Annotated in this window: 22 protein-coding genes; 9 read left to right on the top strand and 13 right to left on the bottom strand. The window is 70.4% G+C overall.

The features are described from left to right. Positions 1-113: 113 nt before the first annotated feature. Positions 114-1,646, top strand: coding sequence for an MFS transporter (locus ABZ490_RS47735; RefSeq protein ID WP_359005701.1), 1,533 nt, complete (start codon positions 114-116; stop codon positions 1,644-1,646). Between the two features lie 32 nt (positions 1,647-1,678). On the opposite strand, the gene ABZ490_RS47730 is transcribed toward ABZ490_RS47735, so the two are convergent. Continuing rightward, a complete protein-coding gene (locus ABZ490_RS47730) occupies positions 1,679-2,188 on the bottom strand; it encodes a MarR family transcriptional regulator (RefSeq protein ID WP_359005698.1) in 510 nt (169 codons plus the stop codon). 129 nt (positions 2,189-2,317) lie between these two features. Here ABZ490_RS47730 and ABZ490_RS47725 point away from each other — a divergent pair, with 129 nt between their 5' ends. Continuing rightward, positions 2,318-3,103, top strand: coding sequence for a class III extradiol ring-cleavage dioxygenase (locus ABZ490_RS47725; RefSeq protein WP_359005695.1), 786 nt, complete (start codon positions 2,318-2,320; stop codon positions 3,101-3,103). A 19-nt stretch (positions 3,104-3,122) separates the two neighbouring features. On the opposite strand, the gene ABZ490_RS47720 is transcribed toward ABZ490_RS47725, so the two are convergent. Next, positions 3,123-3,650, bottom strand: coding sequence for an N-acetyltransferase family protein (locus ABZ490_RS47720; RefSeq protein WP_359005692.1), 528 nt, complete (start codon positions 3,648-3,650; stop codon positions 3,123-3,125). Between the two features lie 213 nt (positions 3,651-3,863). Here ABZ490_RS47720 and ABZ490_RS47715 point away from each other — a divergent pair, with 213 nt between their 5' ends. Both ABZ490_RS47715 and ABZ490_RS47710 read left to right on the top strand, forming a co-directional pair. Further along, positions 3,864-4,859 carry a sigma-70 family RNA polymerase sigma factor gene (locus ABZ490_RS47715; RefSeq protein ID WP_359005689.1) on the top strand — a complete coding sequence of 332 codons (996 nt, stop codon included), beginning with the start codon at positions 3,864-3,866 and terminating at the stop codon, positions 4,857-4,859. Positions 4,860-5,318: 459 nt separating this feature from the next. Beyond that, positions 5,319-5,927, top strand: coding sequence for a TetR family transcriptional regulator (locus ABZ490_RS47710; protein WP_359005748.1), 609 nt, complete (start codon positions 5,319-5,321; stop codon positions 5,925-5,927). Position 5,928: 1 nt separating this feature from the next. Here the strand turns inward: ABZ490_RS47710 and ABZ490_RS47705 are convergent, their stop codons facing one another. Beyond that, positions 5,929-6,915 (bottom strand): YafY family protein, encoded by a 987-nt coding sequence (locus ABZ490_RS47705; RefSeq protein WP_359005686.1) that lies wholly within the window; start codon positions 6,913-6,915, stop codon positions 5,929-5,931. Positions 6,916-7,118: 203 nt separating this feature from the next. Here ABZ490_RS47705 and ABZ490_RS47700 point away from each other — a divergent pair, with 203 nt between their 5' ends. From ABZ490_RS47700 to ABZ490_RS47690, 3 genes are all read left to right on the top strand, one after another. After that, on the top strand, positions 7,119-7,880 hold the full coding sequence (locus ABZ490_RS47700; RefSeq protein WP_359005683.1) for a DeoR/GlpR family DNA-binding transcription regulator: 762 nt from the start codon (positions 7,119-7,121) through the stop codon (positions 7,878-7,880). Positions 7,881-7,906: 26 nt separating this feature from the next. Continuing rightward, complete coding sequence (pfkB, locus tag ABZ490_RS47695) at positions 7,907-8,854, top strand: 1-phosphofructokinase (RefSeq protein ID WP_359005745.1); 948 nt, start codon at positions 7,907-7,909, stop codon at positions 8,852-8,854. 118 nt (positions 8,855-8,972) lie between these two features. After that, entirely contained in the window at positions 8,973-11,081 is a 2,109-nt protein-coding gene (locus tag ABZ490_RS47690) for a fructose-specific PTS transporter subunit EIIC (protein WP_359005680.1), read from the top strand. Between the two features lie 164 nt (positions 11,082-11,245). On the opposite strand, the gene ABZ490_RS47685 is transcribed toward ABZ490_RS47690, so the two are convergent. The 4 genes from ABZ490_RS47685 to ABZ490_RS47670 form a co-directional block, all read right to left on the bottom strand. Further along, entirely contained in the window at positions 11,246-11,992 is a 747-nt protein-coding gene (locus tag ABZ490_RS47685; RefSeq protein ID WP_359005677.1) for a DUF6227 family protein, read from the bottom strand. 202 nt (positions 11,993-12,194) lie between these two features. Beyond that, positions 12,195-13,421: an Ig-like domain-containing protein gene (locus ABZ490_RS47680; RefSeq protein ID WP_359005742.1), complete on the bottom strand. Its 1,227-nt coding sequence runs from the start codon at positions 13,419-13,421 to the stop codon at positions 12,195-12,197. Positions 13,422-13,564: 143 nt separating this feature from the next. Next, positions 13,565-14,590: a P1 family peptidase gene (locus ABZ490_RS47675; protein ID WP_359005674.1), complete on the bottom strand. Its 1,026-nt coding sequence runs from the start codon at positions 14,588-14,590 to the stop codon at positions 13,565-13,567. 36 nt (positions 14,591-14,626) lie between these two features. Then, on the bottom strand, positions 14,627-15,841 hold the full coding sequence (locus tag ABZ490_RS47670; protein ID WP_359005671.1) for a low temperature requirement protein A: 1,215 nt from the start codon (positions 15,839-15,841) through the stop codon (positions 14,627-14,629). 62 nt (positions 15,842-15,903) lie between these two features. Here ABZ490_RS47670 and ABZ490_RS47665 point away from each other — a divergent pair, with 62 nt between their 5' ends. Then, on the top strand, positions 15,904-16,086 hold the full coding sequence (locus ABZ490_RS47665) for a hypothetical protein (RefSeq protein WP_359005668.1): 183 nt from the start codon (positions 15,904-15,906) through the stop codon (positions 16,084-16,086). 52 nt (positions 16,087-16,138) lie between these two features. Here the strand turns inward: ABZ490_RS47665 and mscL are convergent, their stop codons facing one another. From mscL to ABZ490_RS47635, 6 genes are all read right to left on the bottom strand, one after another. After that, the gene (gene mscL, locus ABZ490_RS47660) at positions 16,139-16,615 is read right to left on the bottom strand and encodes a large conductance mechanosensitive channel protein MscL (protein WP_359005665.1); all 477 of its coding nucleotides are present in this window, start codon (positions 16,613-16,615) and stop codon (positions 16,139-16,141) included. A 138-nt stretch (positions 16,616-16,753) separates the two neighbouring features. Further along, a complete protein-coding gene (locus ABZ490_RS47655) occupies positions 16,754-17,308 on the bottom strand; it encodes a hypothetical protein (protein WP_359005662.1) in 555 nt (184 codons plus the stop codon). 184 nt (positions 17,309-17,492) lie between these two features. Then, positions 17,493-18,326 (bottom strand): S-methyl-5'-thioadenosine phosphorylase, encoded by an 834-nt coding sequence (locus tag ABZ490_RS47650; protein ID WP_359005659.1) that lies wholly within the window; start codon positions 18,324-18,326, stop codon positions 17,493-17,495. 99 nt (positions 18,327-18,425) lie between these two features. Beyond that, positions 18,426-18,752, bottom strand: a complete 327-nt coding sequence (locus ABZ490_RS47645) for an FmdB family zinc ribbon protein (RefSeq protein WP_359005656.1) — start codon at positions 18,750-18,752, stop codon at positions 18,426-18,428. Positions 18,753-18,819: 67 nt separating this feature from the next. Next, positions 18,820-20,073: an MFS transporter gene (locus ABZ490_RS47640; RefSeq protein ID WP_359005653.1), complete on the bottom strand. Its 1,254-nt coding sequence runs from the start codon at positions 20,071-20,073 to the stop codon at positions 18,820-18,822. Positions 20,074-20,352: 279 nt separating this feature from the next. Then, entirely contained in the window at positions 20,353-21,879 is a 1,527-nt protein-coding gene (locus ABZ490_RS47635; RefSeq protein ID WP_359005739.1) for a potassium/proton antiporter, read from the bottom strand. 229 nt (positions 21,880-22,108) lie between these two features. Between ABZ490_RS47635 and ABZ490_RS47630 the strand changes: the two genes are divergently transcribed. Next, positions 22,109-24,925: a penicillin acylase family protein gene (locus ABZ490_RS47630; RefSeq protein WP_359005650.1), complete on the top strand. Its 2,817-nt coding sequence runs from the start codon at positions 22,109-22,111 to the stop codon at positions 24,923-24,925. Positions 24,926-25,034: the final 109 nt, after the last annotated feature.

Below are 25,034 nucleotides of genomic sequence, written 5' to 3'. Positions count from 1 at the left end.
AGAGCTCGTTCCGCGCCCTTTCACGCTCCTTGACGACCTTCCGCGCTCTGTCACGTCCTTTCACGCTCTTTCACGTTCTTTTTCCGTCACGAAGTCCCGAAGTGGGTACCTCCATGTCCGAAACAGCCCTCAAGGCCCCCGGCGTCCCGGACGCCAACCGCTGGAAAGCGCTGGCCTTCATCGCCATAGCCCAGCTGATGGTCGTGCTCGACGCCACCATCGTGAACATCGCGATGCCCTCCGCCCAGCAGGATCTCGGCATCTCCGACGGCAACCGGCAGTGGATCGTCACCGCCTACGCCCTCGCCTTCGGCGGACTGCTGCTCTTCGGCGGCCGGATCGCCGACCTGTGGGGCCGCAAGCGCGCCTTCGTCACCGGTCTCGGCGGCTTCGCCGCGGCCTCCGCGCTCGGCGGCGCCGCCACCAACGAGGCGATGATGTTCGGCGCCCGCGCGCTCCAGGGCGCCTTCGGCGCGCTCCTCGCGCCCGCCGCGCTCTCCCTGCTCGCGGTGATGTTCACCGACGCCAAGGAGCGCGCCAAGGCCTTCGGCATCTACGGCGCGATCGCCGGCGGCGGTGGCGCGGTCGGCCTGATCCTCGGCGGATTCCTCACCGAGTACCTCGACTGGCGCTGGACGTTCTTCGTCAACATCCCGTTCGCGATCGTCGCCGCGGCCGGCGCGTACTTCGTCATCCGTGAGCCCGAGGGCGGCCGCAACCGCTCCGCCCTCGACATCCCGGGTGTCATCCTGTCCACCCTGGGCCTGGTCTCGCTGGTCTACGGCTTCACCCGTGCCGAGTCCAACGGCTGGAGCGACTCCCTGACCGTCGGCATGTTCGTCGCCTCCGGTGTGCTGCTGCTCGCCTTCGTGATCGTCGAGTCGAAGGTCAAGGCCCCGCTGCTGCCCCTGCGCGTGATCACCGAGCGCAACCGCGGCGGTGTCTACCTCTCCCTCGGCCTCGCGATCATCGCGATGTTCGGCCTGTTCCTGTTCCTGACCTACTACCTGCAGGTCGTCAAGGGCTACTCCCCGGTCAAGACCGGCTTCGCGTTCCTGCCCATGATCGCGGGCATGATCACCGGTTCCACCCAGATCGGCACCCGGCTGATGACCCGGGTCGCGCCGCGCCTGCTGATGGGCCCGGGCTTCCTGGTCGCCGCGCTCGGCATGCTGCTGCTGACCCGACTGGAGATCGGCTCCTCGTACGCGGCCGTCCTGCTGCCGGCGATGCTGCTGCTCGGCCTCGGCATGGGTACGGCGTTCATGCCGGCGATGTCCCTGGCCACCTACGGCATCGAACCGCGGGACGCGGGTGTCGCCTCCGCGATGGTCAACACCTCGCAGCAGGTGGGCGGCGCGATCGGCACCGCCCTGCTGAACACGATCGCCGCGTCCGCGACGACGTCGTACATCAAGGACCACATCGCGGGTGCCGCCTCCAAGCCCCAGCAGCAGCTGGTCCAGCTGGAGGGCATGGTGCACGGCTACACCAGCGCCATCTGGTTCGCCGTCGGCATCCTGGCCGCCGCCGCCGCGATCGCGCTGACCCTCATCACCGCCGGCAAGCCCGAACTGGGCCCGGCCACGGGCGAGGGCGCGACGGACGCGGAGGACGCGGTCCAGATCCCGGTGGTCGCGCACTGACCTGACCGACCGGCTTTCTCCGACCGGCGCCTCTAGCGCAGCCAGGGAAGGTCCGCCCCGGCCTCATCCGGCTGAAGGCCCTCGGCGATGATCTGCATGATCTCGCCGAGGGCCTTCTGCTGATCCCCGCTGAGCCGGTCGAACACCGCGTTGCGCACGGCGCTGACATGCCCCGGCGCCGCCCGCCGCAGCACGTCCAGCCCCTCCTCGGTCACCACGGCGAACTGCCCGCGCTTGTCGGAGGCGCAGTCCTCGCGCCGCACCCAGCCGCTCTTCTCCAGCCGGGCGATGGCGTGCGAGAGCCGCGAGCGGGTGATCTTCGCGTGCATGGCGAGCTCGGTCATCCGCAGCCGGCGCGCGGGCGACTCGGCGAGCTTGACCAGAAGGCCGTAGTAGATGTGCGGCATCCCCGCGTCCCGCTGCAGCTGCCGGTCCATGTGGTCCTCGAGCAGCATGCTCGCGTGGACGTAGGAGCGCCAGACGATCTGTTCTTCGTGGGTGAGCCATCGGGGCTCTTCGGCGGAGATGGATGCGGTCTTCATGTAGTCCACTGTAAGCGCACGCTCCTTGAATTTTAAATCAATTGGGAATATGCTCTTGGATGTTGACGTTTTAGATTTCAAGCAAAGGTCCGGCTGGGAGCCGACCGGGAACCGGAGGGAGCCGCCGTCATGTCCGCCGCCACTCAGGAACGCATGCCCGCCCTGTACCTCAGTCATGGCGCGCCGCCGCTCGCGGACGACCCGATCTGGCCGGGTGAACTCGCCGCCTGGTCCGCGGGCCTGCCCCGCCCCAAGGCGATCCTGATGATCTCCGCCCACTGGGAAGAGGCCCCCCTCGCCCTCGGCGCCGTCGAGCCCGTACCCCTGGTCTACGACTTCTGGGGCTTCCCCGAGCATTACTACCAGGTGCAGTACGGCGCACCCGGCGCACCGGAGCTCGCCGAGAGCGTGCGCAAGCTGCTGCGAGCCCCCGGGATACCCGTCCAGGACATCCCGGACCGCGGCCTCGACCACGGCGCGTACGTCCCGCTCGTCGAGATGTTCCCGGCCGCCGACATCCCCGTCCTCCAGGTCTCCATGCCGACCCTGGACCCCGTCCGCCTCATGGAGATCGGCCGCAGACTCGCCCCCCTGCGCGACGAGGGCGTCCTGATCGTCGGCTCCGGCTTCTTCACCCACAACCTCGCCGCCCTGCGGCAGGGCGGCATCCCCTCCTGGTCGGTGGAGTTCGACGACTGGGGCCGGCGCGCCATGGAGGCCCGCGACTGGGACTCCCTGCTGGACTTCCTCCACAAGGCCCCGGCCGGGCGCTACGCCCACCCCCGCACCGAGCACTTCGCCCCGCTCTTCGTGACCATGGGCGCCGCCGAGGTCTCCGGTGAGCTGGACGCGCAGAAGTCGGTGATCGACGGGTTCTGGATGGGGCTGGCGAAGCGGTCGGTGCAGTTCGGCTGAGGATCCTGTCGGCTGTCGGCTAGGGGCCCTTGAGTTCCTTCTCGTACCAGGCCACGTCCCAGTAGCGGCCGAACTTGCGGCCCACCTCGCGGTAGGTGCCCACATGCCGGAAACCGAAGCGTTCGTGCAGCCGCGTGGACGCTTCGTTCGGCTGCGCGATCCCCGCGTACGCCCGGTGCAGATCCTCCCCGGCGAGCGCCTCGAAGAGCGCCTCGTAGAGGAGCGTGCCGATCCCGCGGCCCCCGGCGTGCGGGGCCACGTAGACGGTCACCTCCACCGAGGTCGAGTAGGCGGCCTTCGGCCTGTAAGCGCTGGATGTGGCGTACCCGAGAATCTCCTGTGAGTCCGCGTCCACGGCAACCTTCAGCCGGTGCGGGCCGTCTTCAGGGTGGGAGAGCAGCCAAGGACGGCGCTCTTCCGGAGTGAAGACCGCGGTATCGAACGTGATCGGCGTCTCACGAACGTAGTGGTTGTAGAGGTCGGTGAGGGCCGCGAGGTCCCCTTCGGCTCCCGGCCTGACCTGCACCTCTGCGTGCTCGGACGCCATCGCTTCTCCCCGTGTGGCCCGCCAATGGCCGGACAGGGTACTGCATGATCAGAAAATCCGGGGTGCGCGGTGGGAATTCTGTCCTGATTCCAGTCGTTGTTTCCATCGGATGCAGGGCACACGAGCAGAGTCCCGAAGCGAGTCCCGGGACACCGACCGAGTGCCCGGTGTCCAAGGACCACCCGCTGACCCCACCATCGCAAGGGAGCACGCATGGCAACCCGTGCCGTCGCCCGTCGTCAGTCCGCCAGTGGCCGGACCGGCGCGGCAAGCAGTGTTCGCGCCCATGGCGGCGAGATCGCCGACCGCGACCTGGTCGGCATGTACCTCGACGAGATCGCGCGCACACCGCTGCTCGACGCCGCCAAGGAAGTCGAGCTGTCCCAGATCATCGAGGCGGGTGTGTTCGCGCGACAGGTCCTCGACGGGTACGAGGAGTCCCGCGCGGACGCCACCCGTGAGGAACTGGAGGCCCTGGTCGACGCGAGCGAGCGCGCCAAGGACGTCTTCATCCGCTCCAACCTCCGTCTGGTCGTCGCCGTCGCCCGCCGCTACCCGCGCAGCGGTCTGCCCCTGCTCGACCTGATCCAGGAGGGCAACGCCGGACTGGTCCGCGCGGTCGAGAAGTTCGACTACCGCAAGGGCTTCAAGTTCTCGACGTACGCCACCTGGTGGATCCGCCAGGCCATCACCCGTTCGATCGCCGACCAGTCGCGCACGATCCGCCTGCCCGTCCACCTGGTGGAGGAGCTCGGCCGGATCCGCCGCGTCCAGCGCGAGTTCAACCGCGAGCACGGCCGCGAGCCCGAGCCCCAGGAGATCGCCGCGGAGCTCGGCTCCACCCCCGAGCGCGTGACGGACGTCCTGGACTGGGCCCGCGACCCGGTGTCCCTGAACATGTCGGTGGACGACGAGGGCGAGACCCAGTTCGGCGACCTCCTGGAGGACACCTCGGCGGTGTCGCCCGAGCAGTCGGTCCTCACGCTGCTGCGCAGCGAGGAACTCGACGGCCTCATCGACCGCCTCGACCCGCGCACCGCCTCCATCATCAAGATGCGGTACGGCATCGAGGACGGCCGGGAGCGCACCCTCACCGAGGTCGGCAAGGAGCACGGCCTGACCCGCGAACGCATCCGCCAGATCGAGAAGCACGCCCTGCTGGAGCTGAAGAAGCTGGCCCGCGACACCGGGTTCGAGGCAGCGGCCTAGACGGGCCGAGGCTTCCCTTCGGATCCTCGGCACCTCCGGGGCGCGCGGGTTCCGCCCGCGTGCGCCGGGTGGTGCCGCCCCGCGCGAACATGGCGATACAACGCCGCTTCAACGCCGGGGACCGGGGAACAAGACTTCAGGGCACGGGAGTTCGAGACCTGCGAGCGACCCCGTCCCGCTTCCCTAGGACCACGTCCCGACGCACCATCCCCCCGGCGCCGGGACTTTCCCCGAGCCGGGCTTCGGCGCCTTCCCCCGGGCGCCGGGGCCCGGCTCGCCCTTGTCCGCGCGTGCGGATTCCCTCGTACGACAGCCGGGTGGGCGGGTCACCCCGTACCTGAACCACGGGGTGGCCCGCCCGGATGGCAGATTGTGTCACATGGGCATAGCCTGCCGAACGTGACCAGCTCCACCCCCGCCACGGCCTCCCTGACCGAGCGGCGCAAGGCGGCGACCCGGATGGAGATCGCCAGGGCCGCGGCGGGCCTCTTCGTCGCCCACGGCCTCAAGGCCACCCGCGCCGAGGACATCGCCCAGGCCGCCGGCATCGCCCCGCGCACCTTCTACCGCTACTTCGCCACCAAGGAAGAGGCCGTCGCCCCCCTCTACGCGGCCGGCGCCCAGCGCTGGGTGGACGCGGTCCGCGAGGCCCCGCCCGCCCTTCCGCTCCCCGACGCCCTCGCCCACGCCGTCCACCACACCCTCGTCCCGGGCCGGGGCGTCTCGGCCGCCTCCTGGGAATGGGTCCGCACCCTGATCCGCCTGGCGGGGTCGGTGCCCGCCCTCGGGAAGGTCTGGGCGGAGGTCTGCCAGGCGTCGGAGGAGTCACTGGCGGGCGTCCTGGCGGCCCGGCTCACAGACGATGGTGAGCGGGGCGGTGCCGGGAACGCCGGTGTCACGCCGCACCTGCGTTTCGGCGCCGCCGTCATGAGCGCCGCGGTCCGTGTCGCCGTACAGAGCTGGGCCGCGAGCGACACCCCCGCCACCGCCCCGGACGGCCCGGCGGCCCTGGCGCTGCGCAACCTGGAGGCACTGCGGGAGTTCGCCTGGGAGCCGGAGCGCACCTGACTCAACGCGCGCCCCCCGCGCCCCCCGCGCCCCCCGCCCGCCCCAGCCGCGCCCCCAACTCCCGTACGCACTCGACCAGTTCCCGGGGCTCCCGCACCGAGAACTCGCACCCCGACATCGCCAGCCGCAGCGCCAGCCACTCCACCGGATCGGCGGTCGTCCCCCGCAGCAGGCTCCCGCCCGCCCCGTCCTCCACCGGCCGGCCCATCCACGCGGGCAGCCGCGCCGCGACGGCCTCCGGCGGCTCCTCGAAGACCACCTCGAACGTGTACTCGTGCGCCTGCCCCTGCAAGGACCGCCGCAGATACTCCGCCGCGTCCCCCTCCGGCAGTTCCCGGGGCGTGAACCGCGCCCCGGTCGCGAACGGTTTGCTCACCCGGTCCGCCCGGAACGTCCGCCAGCCGGCCCGGTCGACGTCGTACGCCACGAGGTACCAGCGCCGCCCCGTCGACACCAGCCGGTACGGCTCGGTCAGCCGCCGCGACGCGGTGCCGTCCTTCGCCCGGTAGGCGAACCGCAGCCGCTCCTGCCCGGCGACCGTGGACGCCATCACGGTCAGTGTCTCCGGTGCGATGGTCGCTCCGTCCCCGCTGGTCAGCGGGGTGGTCGCGGCCTGGAGCGTGGTGACGCGGCGGCGCAGCCGGGCGGGCAGCACCTGCTCCAGCTTGGCCAGGGCCCGCACGGACGCCTCGTCCACTCCCTCCACCGCGTGCCCGGCGCCCGCCCGCAGCCCGACCGCGATCGCCACGGCCTCCTCGTCGTCCAGCAGCAGCGGCGGCATCGCCTTGCCCGCGACCAGCCGGTATCCGCCGTCCGCGCCCTTGCTGGCCTGCACCGGATACCCCAGCTCACGCAGCCGGTCGATGTCCCGCCGCACGGTACGCCGGGACACCCCGAGCCGCCGGGACAGCTCACCGCCGGGCCACTCGCGGGGCGTCTGGAGGAGGGAGAGCAACTGCAGCAGCCGTGCCGGAGTGTCCGTCGTCATGCGTCCGAGCATGCCGCAGAAGTAGGACGGAACCTGGCCTAGTGGGTCACCTGTTTGATCCGCCTGTTGATCCGGAAGTCCGTTCATGCCCGAATCAGGCCCGAACCTGTTTACTTTCCGGAAATCCGGGCGTAGCCTCGCAGCGAAACCACAAGTTCGGGCATGATCCGGAAGTAATCGGAAGCAATCGGAAGCGAGCGGACATGTACGCACCGGAGCGGCAGCAGGAGATCCTGCGGCTCGCCCGTGAGGGCGGCCGGGTGGACGTCCTGTCGCTGGCCGAGGAGTTCCAGGTGACGGCGGAGACGATCCGCCGTGACCTGAAGGCCCTCGACCGCGCCGGCCTGGTGCGCCGGGTCCACGGCGGTGCCATACCGGCCGGACGCCTCGACTTCGAACCGGACCTCGCCGAACGCGAGGGCACCTCCACCGACGAGAAGGACCGCATCGCCAAGGCGGCCCTGTCGGAACTGCCCTCCGAGGGCACGATGATCCTCGACGCCGGCACCACGGTCGCCCGCCTCGCGGCCGCGCTCCCGCTGGAGGCCGAGCTCACCGTCGTCACCCACAGCCTGCCCATCGCGGCCCGCCTCGCGGACCACCCCGGTATGCAGCTCCATCTCGTCGGGGGGCGCGTACGGCACCGTACGCGCGCCGCCGTGGACGCCTGGGCGCTCCGCGCCTACGGCGAAATCCGGGCTGATGTACTTTTTGTGGCGGCCAACGGTTTCTCCACCGAGCACGGACTGACCACCCCCGACCTCGCCGAGGCCGCGGTCAAGCGGGCCGCCGTCGCCGCGGCGCGCCGGGTCGTCCTGCTCGCCGACTCCGCCAAGCACGGCCAGGAGCACTTCGCCCGCTTCGGCGACCTGAGCGACGTGGACCTGCTGATCACCGACAGCGGGCTGAGCGACGACGACGCGGCCGCCATCGAGCGCGGCGGTACGGAAGTAGTACGAGCATGAGCGGCACCCCCATGACCCCCGGCGGCGTGATCCTCACGGTCACCCCCAACCCCTCCCTGGACCGCACCTACGAGGTGCCCTCCCTCGACCGCGGCGAGGTCATCCGCGCCACCGGCGAGCGGATGGACCCCGGCGGCAAGGGCGTCAACGTCTCCCGCGCGGTCGCCGCCGCCGGCCGCCGCACGGTCGCCGTGCTGCCCCTCGGCGGCGCGCCCGGCGCACTCGTCGCCGAGCTCCTCGACGCCCAGGGCATCGAGGTCGCCCCCGTGCCGGTCGCCGGAGCCACCCGCTCCAACATCGCGCTCGCCGAGTCCGACGGCGTCCTGACGAAGATCAACGCGCCCGGCCCCGAGCTCTCCCCGGACGAACAGGAACTGCTCCTGGAGACCGTCCGCGAGCAGTCGCGCGACGCCGACTGGATCGCCTGCTGCGGCAGCCTGCCGCGCGGCCTCGCGCCCTCCTGGTACGCCGAGGTCGTCGCCCGGGCGCACGCCGGCGGCGCGCGGATCGCCCTGGACACCTCCGGACGCGCCCTCCTCGAAGCGCTGCGCGAGCGGCCCGACGTGGTCAAGCCGAACGCCGAGGAACTCGCCGAGGCCGTCGGCCGCCCCCTGGCCACGGTGGGCGACGCGGTGAAGGCGGCCGAGGAACTGCGCGAGATGGGCGCCCGTACCGTCCTCGCCAGCCTCGGCGCCGACGGACAGCTCCTCGTGGAGGACGCGGGCACCTGGTTCGCGAGCGCCCGCGTCGACGTCGTCCGCAGCAACGTCGGCGCCGGCGACTCCTCCCTCGCCGGGTTCCTCATCGCCGGCGGCCGCGGCCCGGCGGCGCTCGCCTCCGCCGTCGCCCACGGCGCGGCGGCCGTACAGCTGCCCGGCAGCGTCATGCCGACCCCGGGCGACCTGGACCCGGCGGCGGTGACGGTCACCGCGGACGTGCCGGTGGACCGCGAACTGAAGGAGCCGGCGTCATGACGACCCTCCTGTTACGCGCCGCCCGCCTTCCCTCTCCCCACCCCACCCCCACTCCCGTCCCCACCCTCACCCGCGCCCACCCCACGTCCCGGGCGATACGCGTGCGAAGGAGCCCGCGATGAGCGACATGATCACCGCGGACCTGGTCGACCTCGACCTGTCCGCCGACACCAAGGAAGCCGCGGCGCGGTCCCTCGCCGCACGCATGGTGACCCAGGGCCGGGTGACCGACCTGGACGGCTTCCTCGCCGACGTGGCCGCCCGTGAGGCCCAGATGCCCACCGGCCTCGACGGCGGCATCGGCATCCCGCACTGCCGCAGCGAGCACGTCACCGAGCCGACCCTCGCCTTCGGCCGCAGCGCCGCCGGCATCGACTTCGGCGCCGCCGACGGCCCCGCCGACCTGATCTTCCTGATCGCCGCCCCCGCCGGCGCCGACGACGCCCACCTCACGATCCTGTCGTCCCTCGCCCGCCAGCTGATGAACGCCGAGTTCACCGACGCCCTGCGGGCGGTCGGCGACCCGGCGGCCGCGGCGGCCCTGATCCGCGGCGAGGAAGCCCCGGCCGCCGGCACCGGCACCGGTGCCGAGGGTGAGGGTGAGGGTGAGGGTGGGACCGAGGCCGCGGGTGCCTCCGTGGGCTCCGCCGAGAACTCCGTGTCGGTGTCGGCGGCGGCCTCCGCCGACACCGACACGGCCACCACCCCCGAGCCCGCGGCGCGCCCCTTCCGGATCGTCGCCGTCACCTCCTGCCCCACCGGCATCGCCCACACCTACATGGCCGCCGAGTCCCTGGAGAACGCGGGCCGCGAGGCGGGCGTCGAGGTCACCGTCGAGACCCAGGGCTCGGCGGGCTTCACCCGGCTCGACCCGGCCGTCATCGCCGCAGCCGACGGCGTGATCTTCGCCCACGACGTCCCCGTCCGCGAGAAGGACCGCTTCGCCGGGAAGCCCACCGTCGACGTCGGCGTGAAGGCGGGCATCAACCGCCCCGCCGAGCTGATCACCGAGGTGCGCGGCAAGGCGGAACGCGGCGAGGCCACCGCCGCCGCCGCGCCCGGCACGCCGGTGGAACGCGCGGGCGACTCCTCCGAGGGCTACGGCACCAAGCTCCGCAAGTGGCTGATGTCGGGCGTCTCCTACATGGTCCCGTTCGTCGCGGCCGGCGGTCTGCTCATCGCCCTCGGCTTCGCGATCGGCGGATACAAGATCAACAAGGCGCCGTCGGTCATGGACCACTTCGTGTGGACCCAGAGCGACAGCTGGGCCGCCCTGCTCTTCCAGATCGGCGTCGTCTCCTTCGGCTTCCTGGTCCCCGTCCTCGCCGGCTACATCGCCTACGGCATGGCGGACCGGCCCGGACTCGTGCCCGGCTTCGTCGGCGGCGCGATCTCCGTCACCATCAACGCGGGCTTCCTCGGCGGCCTCGCCGCCGGTCTGATCGCCGGTGGTGTGGTGCTGTCGATCCAGAAGGTGAAGATCCCGCCGGCGGTCCGCGGCATCATGCCCGTCGTGGTGATCCCGCTGATCTCCTCGGCGATCGTCGGATTCCTGATGTTCGTCGTCATCGGCAAGCCCATCGCCTCCGCCCAGAAAGCCCTCACCGACGGCCTCAACAGCCTCACCGGCACCAACGCCGTCCTCCTCGGCGCCCTCCTCGGCCTGATGATGTGCTTCGACCTCGGCGGCCCCGTCAACAAGGTCGCGTACACCTTCGCCACCGCCGGCATCGCCGTCGCCAGCCCCAGCGACTCCGCCATGAAGATCATGGCCGCGGTCATGGCGGCCGGCATGGTCCCGCCGCTCGCGATGGCCCTGGCCACGACCGTGCGCGGCAAGCTCTTCACCGAGACCGAACGCGAGAACGGCAAGGCCGCCTGGGTCCTCGGCGCCTCCTTCATCTCCGAGGGCGCGATCCCGTTCGCCGCGGCCGACCCGCTGCGCGTGATCCCCTCCTCGATGGTGGGCGGCGCGGTCACCGGCGCCCTGTCGATGGCCTTCGGCGCCACCCTGCGGGCCCCGCACGGCGGCATCTTCGTGGTCCCGCTGATCGGCAACCCGTTCCTCTACCTGATCGCCATCGCGGCGGGTGTCTGCGTCACCACGGCCCTGGTCGTCGTCCTCAAGGGCCTGCGCAAGCCGGCACCCGGCAGCATGCCCACCCCGGCCACCCGCGGCGACGCCACCGCCACCGCGACGGAACCCAAGCAGCCGGTCGCGGCCTGACCCACAGGCCCCACGCCACCTGCACCGACGGCCGGTCGCGGCCCCGCACAACGGGGCCGCGACCGGCCGCTCGATTTCTGCCCACTGCCTACCGGTCAGCGCCTACTGCCTACCGCCTACTGCCTTTTCTGCCTGCTGTCGGCGGCCGGCGGACGGTTCGGACGTCAGGAGACCTGCGCCGCCCGGCGCTCCATCGCCTCCCGCGCCTCGGCCTCCGACTCGTACACCTCGCACATGTGCCGCCCGTCCGGCGTCGCCGTGTGCTCCACCTCCCACAGGGAGATCTCCCGCCCGTCACGCAACAGGAACGCGTGCTCGTACAGCGAGAACCCCAGACCGACCCGGCCCGCCCGGCACGGCCGCCCGAACGCCTGCGTGATCTGATGCGCGAACGCCGACCTCAACAGCTCGGCCGTGTCCGCACCCGGCCGGTCGGCGTTCTCCGCGCGCCGCAGCAGCCGGCGCGCATGGTCCGCCGAGTCGTCCGGCACATACACATGCCGCGGCGCGGACACCGGCTCCAGCGGCGCCAGCACCGGCAGCTCGAAATCCGGCTCGTCCGGCGGCAACGGCAACCGCGCGGTCGCCGTCCGCAACTCCTCCTCGTCGACGTACACCTCATGCTGCGGTTCGCTGCCCGGAGTGGCGTTGTGCACCAGCTCCCACAGCGTCAGCGCACACCCGTCGGCCAGCAGCCAGGTGTGCCGGTAGGTCTCACGGTGCAGACCCGCGCTGTGATGCGCGGAGTGCAGCGAGCTGTCGTGCGCCAGCGCGCAGTCGAGCCGCCGAAGGACGTCGTCCGGCAGCTCGAACGAGTTCAGGGCACGACCTAGCAGCCGCGCGAGATGCTCCTCCGGAGACTCGGGCGACTCGGCTGGTTCGTACGCTGCAGTCTCGTACGGAACGCTCAAGGTTTCTCCCGGCGTTGCTGCATGTCACCTTGTGGGTGCATACCGTAGCCCCTCGGTCCGACATCATGTCCGGGAACCGAGAAACCTACGTCGGGGAAAACGCGCGGACCGCGCGAAAAGTTCCCGCGCGGTCCCACGATCCCTCAGAAACCGCCGGTGGGAGGCCTGTTGCCCCGGAACACCGGCATCCGCTTCACCCTGCTCAGGCCGCGCTCCCCGCGGTCCACTCGGCCCACGACATGTTCCAGCCGTTGAGCCCGTTGTCCGGCGCCACCGTCTTGTCCGGCGAGTTCTTCACGATCACGACATCCCCGATCAGCGAGTTGTCGTAGAACCACTTCGCCGTCGTGTCGCCCTGCGCGCCCTGCACATCCGCGAGCCCCACACACCCGTGGCTCGTACCCACCCGGCCGAACGGCGGGTTCCCCCTGTCGTACCAGTAGTTGCCGTGGATGAACGTCCCCGACGTCGTCAGCCGCATCGCATGCGGCACGTCCGGGATGTCGTACTCCCCGCCCAGACCGACGGTCTGGCTGTTCATCCGCGTCTGCGTGAACTTCTCCGAGATCACCATCTGGCCGTTGTACGTGGTGTGCTGAGGGCTGCCCGAGGAGATCGGCACCTTCCGCAGGACCTGCCCGTCCCGCACGACCGTCATCATCTCCGTGTTCACGTCCACCGTGGACACCTGCGAACGGCCGATCTCGAAACTGACCGTCTTCTTCTGCACCCCGTAGACGCCGTTCGCGCCCTCGACCCCGTCCAGGTCGATCTTCATCGTGACCTTGGAGCCGGCCTTCCAGTACTCCTCGGGCCGGAAGTCGAGCCGCTGCGCCCCGAACCAGTGCCCCGCCACCTGCTGCCCACTGCTCGACGTCACCGTGATGTGCGACTGCACGGCCTTCTTGTCGCTGATCACCTTGTCGAACGTGAACGACACCGGCATCCCCACCCCGACCGTCGTCCCGTCGTCCGGCGTGTACGTCCCGATGAAACTGCTCGCCGAAGTGACCGTGGTGAAGATCGAGTTGGCGGCGGCGACCTTGCCGCTCCCGTCCTTGGCGGTCGCCGAGATCTCGTACTTCGTCCCGCGCTCCAGCTGCTCCTTCGGCTTCCAGCTGCTGCCGTCGGCCGACAGCGCGCCCGCGACGGCCTGCGCCGTACCGGCCACCGTCATCTTCACCTCGGTCAGCCGCCCGTCATTGACCTTCACCCCGGTCGTGTTGATGGACGCGCCCGTCGAGCCGTCCTTGGCCGAGATGACGATCTTCGCGGTGGACGTCTTGGGTGAGGTCCCCTTGCCGCCCTTGCCGTCGTCACCGCTCTTGGCGTCGGCGCTTCCCCCACAGGCGGTCAGGGTCAGGGCGCCGGCCACCAGGACGGCACAGGCTCCCAGTACGCGCCGCGCTGCTATGTCCGCCGTTGTCACGGGCTGCTCCAGCTTCATGTGATGTGCGTGATCCGCTCCAGTACGTGAGAAAGGAGGGCCCCGGCATCCGCCGGGGTTCCCTCCTTGGCCCAATGAACGCGAGGACGTGACAGAACCAAGACAATCACCCCACCGCCGGCTCCTCAGCCCCCGTACAGCTCCGTGTACGACGGCCAGGCCCCACCCGGCCCCGCCACCGACCCGGCGGCCCGCACGGCCCGCACGATCGCCCGCGTCACCACATCGGCGCCCGCCGCGAGGATCCCGTTCAGCGCCAGGGGATGCGCGGGGGCCAGTGGACGGGCGCCCGTGGCCAGGGTGAACACGGTGTCGCCGTCGTGCAGCAGATGCACCGGACGCACCGCGCGCGCGATCCCGTCGTGCGCCGTACCCGCCAGCTTCTGCGCCTGCGCCTTCGTCAGCTCCGCGTCGGTGGCGACCACCGCGAGCGTCGTGTTCAGCGGGGGAGGGGCGTTCCGCGCGGCGCTCTCCGCGAGCCTCTGGCGCGCCAGCTCATGCACACGCGCCTCGGGATACTCCACCCGCCCCTGGAACAACTCCCCGTACAGCACCCCCGTCTCCGGATCCGTCACCGACCCCACCGCGTTGGCCACCACCAGCGCCGCCACCGTGATCCCCGAGCCGAGGACGACACTCGCACTGCCGATCCCACCCTTCATCGGCCCGACCGCCGCCCCCGTCCCGGCCCCCACACCCCCCTCCGGCACCGGCGCCCCCGGCGCGCTCGCCGCGGCCGCCTCGACCGCGGCCCGCCCGAGCTCCGCACCCGGCCGGGCCCGGAAGTCACCGCCTCGCCCCAGATCGAAGACGCAGGCGGCGGGCACCACCGGCACCACGTGCGCGGGGTCCACCCCCACGGGCACCCCGCGCCCCCGCTCCTCCAGCCAGGCCATCACCCCGGACGACGCGTCCAGCCCGTAGGCGCTGCCGCCCGTCAGCACGACCGCGTCCACCCGCTGCACCACATTGCGCGGATCGAGGGCGTCGGTCTCCTTGGTGCCGGGACCACCCCCGCGCACGTCCACGGCGGCCACGGCGCCGCCCTCCGGCGCGAGCACGACCGTGGTGCCCGTGAGCCAACCGTCGCCGGCCCGGGTGGCATGCCCCACCCGCACGCCCGCAATATCCGTCAGAGCGTCAACTGTCATGGCAGCCAGTCTCGCCCAGCCCCGGCGCCGGTACGGCTATCCCGCTCCGTCCCCGGCGCCTGCCGCGCTCTCCCGCGCGGCCGCGCGTGCCGTCAGCGTCGTCCCCGTCGCCACCGTCAGCGCCGCCACCAGACCGGCCGCGAGGACCGCCCAGTCGCCGACGAAGGTGCAGCAGATCACCAGCAGCGCGGAGCCAGGCAGCACCAACTGCTGGGCCAGGCCCACCTTGAAGAAACGGGCGTGCAGCAACCAGACCGTCAGCAGATACAACGCCGTCGGCAGCGTCACCGCCGCCGACGCGGCGAGCGTCGACAGATGCACCTTGCCGACCGCCTGCTCCACCGCCACCTCCAGGCCCGCACCGATCGCCGCGGCAGAGGCGAACACGAAGTAGTGACCGTAGCCCCACACGAACGACTGCTGGTTGGACCGCAGATGCCCGTGGATCGGCACCACGAAGTAGATCCACCACGCGGCGAAGACGATCAGCAGACCGCCCACCGCGATCGGCAGCAGCTCGCCCAGCGCGTCGTTCTCGGCGACGGCCGACTTCACGGCGACCGTCGCCGCCGCGATCGTCTCGCCCAGCACGATGATCGTGAACAGTCCGAACCGCTCCGCGATGTGGTGCGGATGCCAGGTCGTCGGATGGTCCTTCTCCGCGTACACCGGCACGCACATCTCGAGCACTGCCATCACCAGGAACAGCCAGGTCCTGCCGCCCTCCGGCAGGACCACCAGCCCCACCCAGCCCACCTGGCACAGCAGCACGCCCCCGGCGTACCGCAGCGCCATCGTCCGCTCCGGGCCTTCGGCCGACCACGCGACGCGCAGCCACTGCCAGCTCAGCGCGAACCTCATGATCACGTAGCCCAGCAAGACGACCGCGAACTCGTGGTCCTCGAACGCCCGCGAGATTCCCGCCGCTAGCACCAGCACCCCGGCGATCTGCACCAGCGTGACCACCCGGTACAGCACGTCGTCGTTGTCGTACGCCGACGCGAACCACGTGAAGTTCATCCACGCCCACCAGATGGCGAAGAACACCATCGCGTAGTTGAGGATGCCCTCCCCCGCATGGGACTCGGCCACCGCATGCACCAACTGCACGCCCGCCTGGGCGACGGCAACCACGAAACACAGGTCGAAGAAGAGTTCGAGCGGGGAGGCGACCCGGTGCGACTCCCCTCGCCCCCGAGCGGTGAGTCTGCGCAGGGGTCTCGCTTGATCGCGAGCAGTACTGGACGTCATGGGCCTCAGCACAGCAGATGTGCGCCGAAAAGTCCTGGCCGGGGGAGACGTACCCTGGAGGCATGAGCACCCCCGCCGCCCCCGAGCCGCGCGACCCGAAGGCAGCGCTGTCCTTCGACGACCCGCTGGACCAGCAGTCCTCGGACGACACCGACGGCGGCTGGGGCGAGCGTCCGGTTTCTTCCGGCGACAGCGCGGCCGACCTCAGGCGCTTCCTGGACGAGAAGCCGCCCCACCACCTCTGAACCATGCCGCGCACCGTCCGAACGGCGCCGCACAGCCTCCGGTAGGCGGCGACTACCGTCCGGCGGACCCCGGACCCCGCTGGGCCACCATCACGTCGCGGATCTCCTTCAGCACCTCCAGCTCGGTCACCTCGATGATCTCCTGAGTGCCCTCGCGCGCCTTCCTGCGGGCTTCCACCCGGGCCAGGTACTTCGCCATCGGCAGCACCATCAGGAAGTAGACCACCGCCGCGGTGATCACGAAGTTCAGCGCCGCGCCGAGGACGGTGCCCCACAGGATCGGCACGCCGCTTGTGACCGTCCCGTCCGCCGCGACCTTGCACGGCTCTTCCAGGCAGGAGCTGTAGCTGTCCAGGCTCTTCGTCCCGATCGCGCCGACCAGCGGGTTGATGATGCCCTTCACCACCGAGTTCACGATGTTCGTGAAGGCCGCGCCGATCACCACCGCCACGGCGAGATCGACGACGTTCCCTCGCATCAGGAAGGCCTTGAAGCCGTGCCAGATGCTCGGATTGTTCTTCTTGCTCACCGCGGGAACTCCCCTTGTATGGACGCTTTGTGGCACACGAGGTGACACAAGTTGTGGAACGAACAGCTCCGCAACCTACGTCACCCTGGGCCACGCGTGCCCCATCCGGTAGCTCCAACGAAGGACTTGACTCCTTCTTCACCACAAGGTCACCGCCAGCCGGGACGATCCGCCCGCGCCCGCCAGACGCGTCGCGATGGAGCGGGACACCGACAGCACGACCAGCGCTCCTCCGTCACCGTCACCGGTGACCGAGGACGGGTCCACGGCTTCGGGCACCTTCGTCACCAGCGCCCCACGCGCAACCACCCGCGCCTCTCCGCCCACCGCCGTGGGGCCGTCTGCGGGTACGGCGATGACGTCGACCCGGTCACCGGGCTGCAGCAGCCGGACGGTCGCCGCGTCGGCGATCCGCACCGGCGCCGTCACCTTCACCTGCCCGCTCGAGGGTCGCTTGCGGACGGGTTCGCCCGATGAGGAGCGGGCGCGGGCGGCGGATGTGTCGCGGTCCGGATGCCCGCGCGCCGGAGCCGGCTCACCGCCCCTGGGTCCCGCCGCCACGAGCGCGGCTGCCGTGACGGCGAGACCCAGTGCCACGGCACGCTGCCGGTTCCGTACGAGCCGGTGCAGCAGACACCACCCGCCTTTGACCCGCACGGGAGCGAACTGCGGCACCTCGTACGGCGGAGGCACCGGGTGGGCAGGAGACGAAGCGGAGGAGGCGGAAGGCGAAGGGGAAAAGGGGGACAACGGGATCACCACCTGCGGCGAGGGAACGGCTAGCCAGGCCACGATGCCCGCTCACGCCGCCACCCGCCGGAGCCGGTGGATCATCCACGGATTGTGGAAAACTCCGTCACCCGAACGACGAGTTCCGCTACGGCAGCTCGAAGCCCGGATCCATCCCGCCCAGCGCCTTCCCGCAGGCACAGTCTCGCTCCTCGTTCGGCGGCAGCGCGGCCACCGCGTCGAAGAGCACGCCCCGGAGGCGGTCCACGTTCGCCGCGAACACGGTCAGCACCTCTTCGTGCGATACGCCCTCACCGGACTCCGCGCCCGCGTCCAGGTCGGTGACCAGGGTCAACGACGTGTAGCACAGCTCCAGTTCGCGGGCGAGCGCCGCCTCGGGGTGGCCTGTCATGCCGACAACCGACCAGCCCTGTGCCTGGTGCCACAACGACTCGGCACGTGTCGAGAACCGCGGCCCCTCGATCACGACCAGAGCCCCGCCGTCCACCGGCTCCCACTCCCGCCCGCGCGCCGCCTTCAGAGCGGCCGCGCGCCCGGTCGGGCAGTAGGGGTCGGCCAGCGACACATGCACCACGTTGGGCACCGTGCCGTCGGGCAGCGGCAGCCCGTCGAAGTAGGTCCCCACCCGGGATTTCGTACGGTCGACCAACTGATCGGGCACCAGCAGCGTGCCCGGCCCGTACTCGGGGCGCAGCCCGCCCACCGCGCACGGGCCCAGGATCTGGCGTGCCCCCACCGACCGCAGCGCCCACAGGTTGGCCCGGTAGTTGATCCGGTGGGGCGGCAGATGGTGACCCCGCCCGTGCCGGGGCAGGAAGGCGACCCGCCGGCCGGCGATCTCACCGAGGAAGAGGGAGTCGCTGGGCGCCCCGTAGGGGGTGTCCACCTGGATCTCGGTGACGTCGTCGAGGAACGAGTAGAAGCCCGAGCCGCCGATGACGCCGATCTCTGCGTTCGCCATGACCAGCACAGTAGCCGGAATCGAACACGGTCAGCTCCCGACCGCGGAAACACCGAGGACCCGGTCGTCGTACGACGACCGGGTCCTCAGAAGGAGGTCCTACGCGGCGGAGGTGCCCGCCGAGGTGCCGGAGCTCGACTTCGAGTCCGAGGAGGACGACGAAGACGAAGAAGAAGAGGACGAGGAGTCCGTGGAGGACGACGAGGACGTCGACGGCTTTGACGAGGCCGGCGAGCTGCTCGACGAGGAGCCGCGGCTGTCATTGCGGTAGAAGCCGGAGCCCTTGAAGACGATGCCGACCGCGGAGAACACCTTCTTGAGGCGGCCACCGCAGTTGGGGCACTCGGTCAGGGCGTCGTCGGTGAACTTCTGCACCGCCTCGAGGCCCTCGCCGCACTCGGTGCACTGGTACTGGTAGGTCGGCACTGTCTTCCTCCTGGCACTCTCACTCAGTGAGTGCTAACGACGGTCCATAGTGACGTATTCCTGAGGATCAGTCCACTGTCAGCGGCACGCGGTGACCGACGCCACGTGCCACGGTACGGCCCCTGGGGTGCGCCACCAGCCGCGATCGCAGCGCCAGCAGCGTGACCAGGGCGAGCAGCGTGCCGCCCAGCGGCACCAGGAATCCGGCGCCTCCCCAGAAGTGGTCCTCCAGCTGGCCGGCGACTGTCACGGCGGCCGCCTGCCCGAGCGCGACCGCGCCCGTCAGCCACGTGAACGCCTCGGTGCGCGCCTGGGCCGGCACCAGGCTCTCGACCAGCGTGTAGCCGGTGATCAGCGCGGGCGCGATGCACATGCCGACCAGCAGGCCCAGGCCCGCCAGCAGGAGCGCCGAGTGCGCGGCCCACAGGCCGGAGGCCGTCAGGGCCAGGGCGACGTATCCGACGACCAGACGGTGCTGCGGGGCGGTCTTCCAGGCGATGGCGCCGCAGACCAGGCCGGAAAGCATGTTGCCGGCGGCGAACGTCCCGTACAGGACCCCGTTGAGGCCGGGCTCGCCGATCGACTCGGTGAACGCGGCCAGGGAGACCTGCATGCCGCCGAAGACCGAACCGATGCCCAGGAAGGCCACGACCAGCACACGGACACCGGGGATGCGCAGCGCCGAGGCGTGCTCCACGCGCGCGTGGGCGGTGGCGGTCTGCGGCTGAGTGCTCTTCTGCGCGGCGAACAGCAGACCGCCGATCAGGGTCAGCGAGGCCTCGGCGACCAGCCCGGCGGCCGGGTTCACCGCGGTGCACAGGGCCGTCGCCAGCAGCGGGCCGACGACGAAGGTCAGCTCGTCCGTGACGGACTCGAAGGCCGCCGCGGTGCTCATCAGCGGCGACCCCTTCAGCTTCACGCCCCAGCGGGCCCGCACCATGGGCCCGATCTGCGGCACCGAGGCACCCGTGGGCACGGCCGCGGCGAACAGCGCCCACAAGGGCGCGTCGGCCAGGGCGAGTGCCGTCAGTGTCAGAGCGGAGAATCCGTGCACGAGGACGCCGGGGACGAGCACCGTGCGCTGTCCGTAGCGGTCGGCGAGTCGCCCGCCGTACGGCGCGAACACGGCCATGGAGACACCGGTGACCGCGGCGGCGGCACCTGCCACGCCGTACGAGCCGGTGGTGTGCTGCACGAGGAGCACGATGGAGATGGTGAGCATCGCGAACGGCTGGCGTGCCGCGAAACCGGGGAGCAGGAACGTCCACGCGCCGCGCGTGCGCAGCAGCCGGCCGTATCCGATGGAGACCGTGGATGCCACGGCCCGTGCCTTTCTGCCGCCTGGTAGCGCGACCCCACTGTGCGGGCGAGGGGCGCCGAGAGCTGTCCTCTTGCGCTACTGCGGTAGATACCGGGCCTGTGAGGGAGGCGTCCCGGCCGCCATACGGTCGCGCCAGCTCTGCGTCAGGCAGAGTTGGTTCGATCAAGGTGCGGGTTCATCGTACCGGGCGTGGCGTGCTCATGGCCTGTGAGAGTGAGCACTCCGAAACCTGCCCTTAATGGTTCGTGGACCTGACCGTACGCGGCGCGGGACGTGCCCTCAGCGGCCGCCGCCCGTGCCCAGCCAGCCGGCCAGCTTGCCTCCGTGTCCCACGGCGCGCAGGCGCTTCTCGGCGGCGTCCCGGACGGGGTCGGTGGCGACGACGAGGAGTTCGTCGCCCTGCCGCAGCACGGTCGTCGGCAGCGGAACGAACGATTTTCCTTCGCGGACGACGAGCGTGACGGCGGCCCCTGCGGGCAGCCGCAGCTCATTGACCTCGACGCCGTGCATCTTCGACCCCTCGGGGATCGCGACCGAGAGCAGGTGCCCGCGCAGCCGCTCCAGTGGCGCCGACTCGACGCCGAGGTCGGCGGCCTCGGAGTCCTCGCCCAGGCGCAGCTTGCGGGCCAGCCAGGGCAGCGTCGGCCCCTGCACCAGGGTGTAGACGACGACCAGGACGAACACGATGTTGAAGATGCGACGGCTGGCCTCGATGCCGCTGACCATGGGGATGGTCGCCAGAATGATGGGGACGGCGCCGCGCAGCCCCGCCCACGACATCAGGGTCTGCTCCTGCCAGGGCACCCGGAACGGCGTCAGGCACAGCACTACGCTCAGCGGGCGCGCCACCATCGTGAGCACCAGGCCGATGACGAGAGCAGGCCACACGTCGTCGCCCAGTTCGTGCGGCGAGACGAGCAGGCCGAGCAGGACGAACATGCCGATCTGCGCGATCCAGCCGAGACCGTCGGCGAACCCGCGCGTGGCCGGCCAGTGCGGCAGCTTCGCGTTGCCCATGACCATCGAGGCGAGGTAGACGCCGAGGAAGCCGCTGCCGTGCGCCAGGGCGCCGGCCGCGTAGGCCGTGACCGCGATCGCCATCACCGCGATCGGGTAGAGGCCGGAGGCGGGCAGCGCGACATGCCTGAGACCCCAGGAGCCGAGCCAGCCCACGGTGAGTCCCACAGCCGCGCCGATGGCCAGCTCCAGGGCTATCTCGCCCACCAATACGTACCAGTGCTCGACCGGGCCGGTCTGGGAGAACGCCACCACCAGGATGACCACGGGGGCGTCGTTGAAGCCGGACTCGGCCTCCAGCGTGCCCGTCACGCGCGCGGGGAGCGGAATGCGGCGCAGGACGGAGAACACCGCCGCCGCGTCCGTGGAGGACACCACCGCGCCGATGATGAGGGCCTGCCGCCATTCCAGCCCGGTCACATAGTGCGCACCGGCCGCGGTGACGCCCACGCTCACCGCGACGCCGGCGAGCGCCAGCGCGGAGGCGGCCGGAAGGGCCGGCTGGATCTCCTTCCACTTCGTGCCCAGACCGCCCTCGGCGAGGATCACGACCAGGGCCGCATAGCCGATGACCTGGGTCAGCTCGGCGTTGTCGAAGCGGATGTCGCCGATGCCGTCCTGGCCCATGAGGACGCCGATGCCGAGGTACACGAGCAGGCTGGGGAGCCCGCTGCGCGAGGAGATGCGTACCGCTGCGACGGCGACGAGCAGGACGAGCGAGCAGACGAGCAGGAGCTGGTTGAGGTGGTGGACAGTCAGCGGCGGTTCCCTTCCCTGGCGCGCACGAATCGCGCGCGGGCGCACACGTACATGGGACACGAAGCTGTCCGCCCCGAGGCCCAACTACTTCATTACCTTACCTAACTCTTGACGATTTCTTGACGCTCGAAGAGGCAAGATCGAACATCCTTCCGTGCTGGTACCCGACTCCGCGTCAAGTGGCGCAGACCCCTGCGCCTATGGTTGCTCCAGCACTCCAGGACCGCCTGCCGCTCGCGTTAGGACAGCAAGGACAGCGATGCCCCCCAACACCACCGCCACAACGGGTGACAAGCCCGGCAAGTCCGGCAGGAAGAAGGGGCGAAAAGCCCGTCTTATCGTGCTCGTACTGGTGCTGGCCGTCATCGGCGGCATCGCTTTCGGCGCCTACTGGTCCATCAGTACGGTTCGTGCCTCCTTCCCGCAGACCAAGGGTTCGATCACGCTCGACGGCCTGTCCGGGCCCGTGGACGTGAAGCGGGACGGCTACGGCATCCCGCAGATCTACGCGTCCTCCGACGAGGACCTGTTCATGGCGCAGGGCTACGTCCAGGCGCAGGACCGGTTCTACGAGATGGACGTGCGCCGCCACATGACGTCCGGCCGCCTGTCGGAGATGTTCGGCAAGAGCCAGGTCGACAACGACGAGTTCCTGCGCACCCTGGGCTGGGACCGGATCGCCAAGAAGGAGTACGACACCACGCTGTCGGACTCCACCAAGAAGTACCTCCAGGCGTACGCCAAGGGAGTCAACGCCTACCTCAAGGGCAAGGACGGCGCGGACATCTCCCTGGAGTACGCGGCGCTGGGCTTCGCCAACGACTACAAGCCGACCGAGTGGACCCCGGTCGACTCGATCTCCTGGCTGAAGGCGATGGCCTGGGACCTGCGCGGCAACATGCAGGACGAGATCGACCGCGCCCTGATGACGAGCCGCCTCGGCCCGCAGCAGATCGCCGACCTGTACCCGGAGTACCCGTACAAGGTCGACGGCAAGTCCAACACGATCGTCCAGCAGGGCGAGTACAACGAGCTCAGCGAGGCGTTCGAGGACAGCGACGGCAGCGGCACGAACAGCGGCTCCGGCGACACCTCCAGCAGCGGCTCCACGGGTACCGGCAGCTCGACGAGCGGCTCCGGGACCGCCACCGGGGCCTCCGCGGACAGCACGGGCCTGCAGGGCCAGCTGGAGGGCCTCTACGACGTCCTGGACGACCTGCCCACGGCCGTCGGCGTGAACGGCAACGGCATCGGCTCCAACTCCTGGGTCGTCTCCGGCGACCACACCATCACCGGCGAGCCGCTGCTGGCGAACGACCCGCACCTGTCGGCCTCACTGCCGTCGGTCTGGTACCAGATGGGCCTGCACTGCCGCACCGTCTCCAGCAAGTGCCAGTACGACGTCTCCGGCTACACCTTTGCCGGCATGCCCGGTGTGATCATCGGGCACAACGCGAACGTCGCCTGGGGCATGACCAACTCCGGCGTCGACGTCACCGACCTCTACCTGGAGAAGCTCTCCGGCGACGGCTACCTCTACGACGGCAAGACCAAGCCCTTCGAGACGCGCACGGAGACCATCAAGGTCGCCGGCGGCAGCGCGAAGAAGATCGTCGTCCGCCAGACCGAGGACGGCATGCCCCTGCTGTCCGACCGCAGCAAGGAACTCGTCAAGGTCGGCCAGAAGGCCGGCGTCGACAATGCGGCACCCGACCGCGGCGACGGCTACGGCGTCGCCCTGAAGTGGACCGCGCTGGAGCCCGGCACCACCATGGACGCCGTCTTCGCGATGGACCGGGCCAAGGACTGGGACGACTTCCGTGACGCGGCCAAGCTGTTCGACGTGCCCTCGCAGAACCTGATCTACGCGGACACCGAGGACAACATCGGCTACCAGCTGCCCGGAAAGATCCCCACGCGCGCGAAGGGCGACGACGGCTCGGTCCCGGTGGCGGGCTGGGACTCCAAGAACGCCTGGACCGGCTACATCGACTTCAAGGCACTGCCCAACGAGCTCAACCCGAAGCGCGGCTTCATCGTCACCGCCAACCAGGCCGTGGTCGACGACACGTACCCGTACACGCTCACCACGGACTGGGGCTACGGCACCCGCAGCCAGCGCATCACCGACCTGATCGAACAGAAGATCAAGGGCGGCGGCAAGATCTCCACCGACGACATGCGGCAGATGCAGATGGACAACAGCAGCGAGATCGCCAAGCTGCTCGTCCCCACTCTGTTGAAGATCAACATCGACGACCCGGACGTCCGTGAGGCGCAGGAACTGCTCCAGAACTGGGAGCGCACGCAGGACGCCGACTCGGCTGCCGCCGCCTACTTCAACGCCGTCTGGCGCAACATCCTCAAGCTCGCCTTCGGCAACAAGCTGCCCAAGGAACTGCGCGTCGAGGGCCAGTGCCTGTGGGTCGACCCGGCGAACGCCACCAACGCCGTCGACGACACCGCGAAGGTCCGCGAGTGCGGCCAGCGCGACGCCGACCAGGCGCAGCCGGACGGCGGCGACCGCTGGTTCCAGGTCGTGCGCAACCTCATGGACAAGCCGGACAGCGACTGGTGGACCACGCCCAAGTCGGCCACCGGCCGCGAAGGCGCCGACCACAACCGCGACGACCTGTTCAAGCGCGCCATGATCGACGCGCGCTGGGAGCTCACCGCGAAGCTCGGCAAGGACATCGACACCTGGAGCTGGGGTCGGCTGCACCGCCTGTTCCTGAAGAACCAGACCCTCGGCACCAGCGGCCCCGGCTTCCTGCAGTACATCCTCAACCGTGGCCCCTGGCAGCTCGGCGGCGGCGAGGCGGCGGTCGACGCGACCGGCTGGAACGCGGCCGGCGGCTACGGCGTCGTCTGGGTGCCGTCGATGCGCATGGTGGTCAACCTGGAGGACTTCGACAAGTCGAAGTGGATCAACCTCACCGGTGCCTCCGGGCACGCCTTCAGCGCCCACTACACCGACCAGACCGGCAAGTGGGCCAAGGGCGAACTGCTCGACTGGTCCTTCTCGTCGAAGGCGGTCGAAAAGAGCACCAGCGACACCCTGGTGCTCAAACCGTGAGCGACTGAGAGCGAACACCAGGAAGGGGCCCTTCACGTGAGCCGCTTGAAGAAGTGCGATTCATCGTTTCGAGGAGAGTTCATGTGAACGTCCTTGGCCGGCAACGGTG

Origin of the sequence: Streptomyces sp. NPDC005811 (assembly GCF_040630405.1) — a bacterium.
GTDB lineage: Bacteria > Actinomycetota > Actinomycetes > Streptomycetales > Streptomycetaceae > Streptomyces.
This window is presented reverse-complemented; position numbering and strand designations above follow the sequence as displayed.

Coding starts and splice junctions, on each gene's coding strand:
- ABZ490_RS47715 (WP_359005689.1), top strand. CDS start 3,864: ATGGCAACCCGTGCCGTCGCCCGTCGTCAGTCCGCCAGTGGCCGGACC.
- ABZ490_RS47650 (WP_359005659.1), bottom strand. CDS start 18,326: ATGGCGAACGCAGAGATCGGCGTCATCGGCGGCTCGGGCTTCTACTCG.
- ABZ490_RS47725 (WP_359005695.1), top strand. CDS start 2,318: ATGTCCGCCGCCACTCAGGAACGCATGCCCGCCCTGTACCTCAGTCAT.
- ABZ490_RS47720 (WP_359005692.1), bottom strand. CDS start 3,650: ATGGCGTCCGAGCACGCAGAGGTGCAGGTCAGGCCGGGAGCCGAAGGG.
- ABZ490_RS47675 (WP_359005674.1), bottom strand. CDS start 14,590: ATGACAGTTGACGCTCTGACGGATATTGCGGGCGTGCGGGTGGGGCAT.
- ABZ490_RS47710 (WP_359005748.1), top strand. CDS start 5,319: ATGGAGATCGCCAGGGCCGCGGCGGGCCTCTTCGTCGCCCACGGCCTC.
- ABZ490_RS47690 (WP_359005680.1), top strand. CDS start 8,973: ATGAGCGACATGATCACCGCGGACCTGGTCGACCTCGACCTGTCCGCC.
- ABZ490_RS47730 (WP_359005698.1), bottom strand. CDS start 2,188: ATGAAGACCGCATCCATCTCCGCCGAAGAGCCCCGATGGCTCACCCAC.
- ABZ490_RS47665 (WP_359005668.1), top strand. CDS start 15,904: ATGAGCACCCCCGCCGCCCCCGAGCCGCGCGACCCGAAGGCAGCGCTG.
- ABZ490_RS47700 (WP_359005683.1), top strand. CDS start 7,119: ATGTACGCACCGGAGCGGCAGCAGGAGATCCTGCGGCTCGCCCGTGAG.
- ABZ490_RS47735 (WP_359005701.1), top strand. CDS start 114: ATGTCCGAAACAGCCCTCAAGGCCCCCGGCGTCCCGGACGCCAACCGC.
- ABZ490_RS47630 (WP_359005650.1), top strand. CDS start 22,109: ATGCCCCCCAACACCACCGCCACAACGGGTGACAAGCCCGGCAAGTCC.
- ABZ490_RS47705 (WP_359005686.1), bottom strand. CDS start 6,915: ATGACGACGGACACTCCGGCACGGCTGCTGCAGTTGCTCTCCCTCCTC.
- ABZ490_RS47670 (WP_359005671.1), bottom strand. CDS start 15,841: ATGACGTCCAGTACTGCTCGCGATCAAGCGAGACCCCTGCGCAGACTC.